The following is a 6,142-nucleotide window of genomic DNA, read 5'->3' on the forward strand; positions in this document are numbered from 1 at the left end:
TGTTTTTAAACAATTCAACCTGCCAGTTAGTTTTGTGCTAACTGGCTTTTTTAGTACTTCTACTTAGATAAATACGTATATTTGTCTTGTTAACTTAACGAATAATACATTGAATAATCATATTACAATTGCATTAGTAGACGATCACAAATTAGTGAGAAACGGTATAAAATCTTTACTTGAAGAAGAGTCATATATTGAAGTAATTGCAGAAGGAGCAAATGGTCTTGAAGCATTAGATATTGTGAAAGATGTTCAACCAGATTTGTTGATTATTGATGTTAGAATGCCTGAAATGAATGGTATTGAAGCAGTAGATAAAATGCGTGGTATAGCAACTAAAACTAAAGCTATAGTTCTGTCTATGCATGACTCTGAAGAATACATTATTAAGTCTATAAAAGCTGGTGCTAGTGGTTATCTATTAAAGGATACCGATAAGAAGGAGTTTGTCAAAGCTATTCAAACAGTTAATGGGGGTGGCAAGTATTTTAGTGGAGATATTTCAAATATTATTGTATCTAATTATTTACAATCCTCTCAAGGTATTTCTACTGATGAGGTGGTGCTGGAGAAGCAGGTTTCAAACGCTTTTGGTTTGACAAAAAAAGAACGTCAAATATTGTCTTTGGTTTTAACTGGTAAGACAAATGGCGAAATTTCAGAAATTTTGAATAACAGTAAGAGAACTGTAGAGACTCATAGGTTTAATTTAATGAAAAAGATGGGAGTTAAGAACCTAATGGAACTCTCAATGAAGGCTCGTGAACACGGTTTAGATTGATTTCTGTTAATCTGATAATTTATTCCCTTTATTTTTGCGATATATAAATTACGTATTTATACGTAATTTTCTATTTTTGTTGACATAAATCTTCACTATGGCAACTAAGAAATCCTTTAAATCAATTTGTTCTTACTGCGGAGTTGGTTGCGGTATCATTGTAAATAAAGATGTGAATGGCGCAATAAGTGTAAAAGGTGATCCTGATTACCCTGTAAATAAAGGAATGCTTTGTTCAAAGGGTATGAACCTAAATTATGTGGTTCAAGACACCTCCGATAGGTTGTTGCATCCGCAAATGCGTTGGAGTAGAAATCACCCGATGCAGCAGGTTTCTTGGGATGTGGCTATTACTAGAGCTGCCGCTGTTTTTAAATCTTTAATTAATAAATACGGGCCTAATAGTGTTGGGTTTTATGTGTCAGGACAATGTTTAACTGAAGAGTATTATATAGTTAATAAACTTGCTAAAGGGTTTATTGGTACGAATAATATTGATACCAACTCAAGATTGTGTATGAGTTCTGCGGTAGTTGGTTATAAAAAATCTATTGGAGATGATGCACCACCAATTTCTTATGATGATATAGAACTTTCAGATTGTATATTAATAGCAGGTGCAAACCCTGCTTGGTGTCATCCAATATTATATAGGAGAATTGAACAGCATAAGGAAGAAAATCCTAATTTAAAAGTAGTTGTAGTAGATCCTCGAAAAACACAATCATGTGATATTGCAGATTTGCATTTGCAAATTATCCCAGGTACTGATGTGGTGTTGTATAACGCCATAGTTAGAAGGTTAATTGAAAAGAATAAGATAGATAAGAAGTTTATCAGGGACCATACAGAAGACTTTGATGAATTAAAGGATGTAGTGTTTGAAACCTCTTTATCTAAAGCAGCAGAAATTTGTGGAATTTCTGTTTCAGATATTAAAAAGGCTGCTCAATATATAGGTTTGTCTATGCGCTTTTTGAGTATGTGGACTATGGGGCTAAACCAAAGTGTAATTGGTGTAGATAAAAATGTATCTCTACTTAATATATCATTGGTTACAGGACAAATAGGAAAACCTGGTTCAGGTCCATTCTCTTTAACAGGTCAGCCAAATGCGATGGGCGGAAGAGAAGTTGGCGGTATGGCAAATCTTCTCGCAGCACATAAAGATTTGGCGAATCCAGATCATAGAAAAGAAGTTGCCAATTTTTGGGGAGGTGGAGAAATTGCTCCAAAACCAGGGCTTACTGCTACAGAAATGATTGATGCTTTAAACTCTGGTAGATTAAAAGCAATCTGGGTAGTGTGTACAAACCCAATTGTAAGTTTGCCTAACGCTGCTCAAGTGGAGAAGGCTTTTGAAAAGGCAAAATTTGTTATCGTTCAAGATATTTCCAGAAGGTCTGAAACAGTTGCTTATGCAGATTTAGTGCTGCCTGCAGCTGGTTGGCTAGAAAAAGAAGGGACTATGACTAATTCAGAAAGAAGAATTAGTTATATAAATAAGGTTATCGATGCTCCTGGTGAAGCGTTGCCGGATGTTGAGATTTTTAACAGGTTTGCACAGAAAATGGGCTTTGAAGGGTTTGATTATGATGACAATAGTCAGATTTTTGATGAACATTCACTTTTAACTAAAGGGACGAATATTGATATTACGGGATTGTCTTACGACAGATTGAAATCAGAAGGTTCGTTTCAATGGCCTGTTCCAGAAAAGTCTCATATGGGGACAAAGCGTTTATTCGAAAACAAGCAATTTTTTACAAAATCGGGAAAAGCTAAATTCAATGCTCCCAAAAATCTTCTAAATAAATCAGAAAATTTATCTAAAGAGTTTCCATTAATATTGACCACAGGTAGAGTGCGGGATCAATGGCATACTCGAACTAGAACAGGTAAGGTCAATAAGTTAAATGCTCATATTCCATCTTCTTATGTTGAGATGAATACTGTTGATGCGTTGGAAAGAGGGGTCAAAAATGGAGATGTTGTAATAGTAAAAAGTGCGAGAGGAGAGGCAAGAGTTACTGTTAAGGTAAATTTTGATATAAGAAAGGGAGTCGCGTTTATGCCTATGCATTGGGGGAAAGTTTTGGGTAAAGACTTTGGTAGAGCAAATAATCTAACAAACGCATTAGTAGACCCCATATCAAAAGAACCGGATTTTAAATACGCAGCAATTCAAATAGAAAAATACGCAAAGCCATTTGAAAAAATTTGTGTTGTTGGAGCTGGAGCAGCGGCTTTTAGATTCGTTCAGAGTTATCGAGATCAAAATACGAATGATGTGATTGAAGTCTTTTCAAAAGAAAAGAATCCTTTTTACAATAGAGTGTTGCTTCCAGAATATGTGAGTGATGAGCTTTCTTGGGAGCAATTAGAAAAAGTGAAGCAAAAAGAATTAGATAAACTTAACCTTCAAATTCATCAAAAAGTAACAATTATCGATGTTGATAAAGAGCGTAAAGTTATTACAGATAGTAATGATCAACAACATAGTTATGACAAGTTAATCTTAGCAACAGGTAGCAGAGCTTTTGTGCCAAATAATGTGCAGCTCGATCAACCTGGAAGATTTACCTTAAGAAGTAAAGATGATGCAGATAAGCTAAAAAAGCATATAGATAGTACTGGACTTCCTGAAAAAGATCAGCATGTAGTTGTTATTGGTGGTGGATTGCTTGGATTAGAGCTAGCAGCTACCTTGAATAAAAAAGGTATTCAAATAACAATTATTCAAAGAGCATCTAGGTTAATGGAGCGTCAGTTAGACTTAGTAGCAAGTAGGTTATTAGCTCAAGATGTTCAAGAAAGAGGAATTCAGATTTATTTTGACAATGAAGTTGATACCGTTTTTGAAGAAGATCCGAAAAATAAAATTTTACAGATTACTCTTAAAACTGGTAAAGTGATTTATAGCAACGCAGTGGTTTATGCTATAGGTACAATTCCTAATATAGAAATAGCAAGAGCCGCAAAACTGGATTGTAGAAGAGGTGTGATAGTAAATCAATACTTGCAAACTTCCAACGCATCTATATTCGCAATGGGTGAAATTGCAGAATACAATAATGGATTATATGGAATTACTTCTGCAGCAGAACAGCAAGCAGATGTAGCGGTTAATTATTTGTTAGGAGATTTAGGAAGCATGTATAGTGGTTCGGTTTTAATGAATATTCTAAAGTTTGAAGATCTTGATTTATGTAGTATCGGTACAATTTCTTATCCTGAGAAAGATGTGTCGTATGAAGAGGTGGTATTTATGGATATCAATAAAAGATACTATAAAAGGTGTATCATTAAAAATGATAGATTGATTGGTGCGGTTTTAATGGGTGATAAGAACGAGTTCTCAGAATTCAAAACATTAATAGAAGACGAGATTGAATTAGGTGAAAAACGAAATGAGATTTTGAGGTCTAGTAAGCCTACAGTGCCTATGTTGGGTAAATTGGTTTGTTCATGTAGTCAGGTGGGAGATGGTAATATTGAGGAAGCCGTTGGGAATGGTTGTTCTAGTCTGCAAGAGGTTTGTAAAACAACGGGAGCAGGATTAGGTTGTGGTAGTTGTAAACCTGAAGTTAGAGAAATTATGAAGAGAACATTGGTAAATGTATAATAAATGGAGGAGTTAAAGAGAATTATTGTCAAGGGGGGTGTTATATCGCCTAGTGAGTTGAAACAAGTCATTTCTTATGCAGAGTCTTTAGGATTAGATGCACTTCATTTTGGATCGCGCCAAGATATATTATTGCCAGAACATCATTTTGAAACAAATGATTTACATCAGCAATTTGAAAAGGTAAATTCAAGTTTGGTATTTAATACAGACTATCAAAATATTGTTAGTTCGTATGTGGCATCAGATATTTTTGCTGGAACAACTTGGTTGAGCAGCGCCGCTTACTTATATATATTAGAGAGTTTCAAATTTAATCCAAAGTTAAAGATTAATATTGTTGATCCATTGCAGCAATTGGTTCCACTCTTTACAGGAAACCTAAACTATATTGCCTCAAGTCATGAGGATTATTGGTACCTATATATAAAGGTGCATAATTGGAGTTCCTATGAATATTATCCTTTACTAATATATACATGGGATATTGCAAAGATTTCCAAGGCGATAGAAGAGGTGATTGATGATACAGAAGATGTTGAAGAATTACAATCGTTAATAAGTTCAATGATAGAAGCTAATTCAAGAACGATAGAAGATAAGTTAAAACTTACATTTAAGCCGTTTCCTTACTACGAAGGTATGAATAAGATGGGGATCAATCAGTATTGGTTAGGATTGTACTGGCGCAATAACAGGTATTACTTATCTTTTTTAAGAGCCTTTTGTGATTTTTGTTTAGACAATAGAATTGGTAAAATTTGTATCACCCCATGGAAATCATTTATAGTTAAAGGTGTTCCTCGGTCAAGTAAGTTACAGTTAGAGAAATTGTTGGGTAATTCAGGAATCAATATTAGGCATTCATTGTTAGAATTAAATTGGCATTTACCTGTGAATAATGAAGAGGCGCTGTCTTTAAAAAGAGATATTGTTAGAAATTTTGACCAAAATGATATTAGTACCTATGGATTAACCTTTGGCTTATCACACGATAGTACCATACAAAATTACTTTACTTCTATTGTAATTGAGAAAAACAATGTACCTGAAGCTGTTTTGAAGTATGGAGTTCGTCCAACATATAATGTTTTGTATTCCGAAAATTTCGATCCGAACACTCAGAAATATATCAGTTATGCGCAAGATGTAGACAAGATCGAATTATCGGGTTTATTGATGGAGTTGAGTAGAAAGTATTTTGAACAATTTGATAATGAATCGGTTGAAAATAATGATGAAGAATCCGTACTATCTGAGCCTCAAAAAAGGCACGTTCATCAATGCCAAGATTGCCTAACTGTGTATGATGAATCTTTAGGTGATAAAAATGCTGCTGTTGAGGCTTTTACTCCGTTTAATAATTTAGATGAAAATTACCAATGTGACGTTTGCGGGTCGCCTAAGAAAAATTTTATTTTGGTAGAAATCTAAAATTCTGCATTATTTTCAAAATAATATTACCTCTAAATCCCTTTCAGATAAGGGGTTGTGAAAAACCTTGAAAATAATTTCAAAAAGTCCTTGCTAGAATCAAAAAGCCTCGTATATTTGCATCCGCTTTTGGAGAGTATTTTACTTCAAAAGAATGTTCTTAAAAATGGTGGGTTTATAGCAAAATATAAAGTTTGAAATTTTTCAAAAATCTTTTAAATTTTATTTGCAGATTATAAAAGAGTTTATATCTTTGCACCCGCTAAGAAAAAGAGTGATTAAAGTTCATTGAAAATATT

3 protein-coding genes are annotated in these 6,142 nt (G+C 33.9%); all 3 read left to right on the top strand.

Features of this window, described 5'->3' with window-relative positions; translation table 11 throughout:
• Positions 1-109 precede the first annotated feature (109 nt).
• The 3 genes from ACYQ5R_RS08485 to ACYQ5R_RS08495 all read left to right on the top strand — a co-directional run bounded on the left by ACYQ5R_RS08485 (position 110) and on the right by ACYQ5R_RS08495 (position 5,843).
• On the top strand, positions 110-784 hold the full coding sequence (locus tag ACYQ5R_RS08485) for a response regulator (protein ID WP_460190491.1): 675 nt from the start codon (positions 110-112) through the stop codon (positions 782-784).
• A gap of 97 nt (positions 785-881) precedes the next feature.
• The gene (locus ACYQ5R_RS08490) at positions 882-4,409 is read left to right on the top strand and encodes a molybdopterin-dependent oxidoreductase (protein ID WP_460190492.1); all 3,528 of its coding nucleotides are present in this window, start codon (positions 882-884) and stop codon (positions 4,407-4,409) included.
• Between the two features lie 3 nt (positions 4,410-4,412).
• Positions 4,413-5,843, top strand: a complete 1,431-nt coding sequence (locus ACYQ5R_RS08495; protein ID WP_460190493.1) for a rubredoxin — start codon at positions 4,413-4,415, stop codon at positions 5,841-5,843.
• The last annotated feature ends 299 nt before the right edge of the window (positions 5,844-6,142 follow it).

The sequence above is a fragment of the Urechidicola sp. KH5 genome (assembly GCF_054661455.1).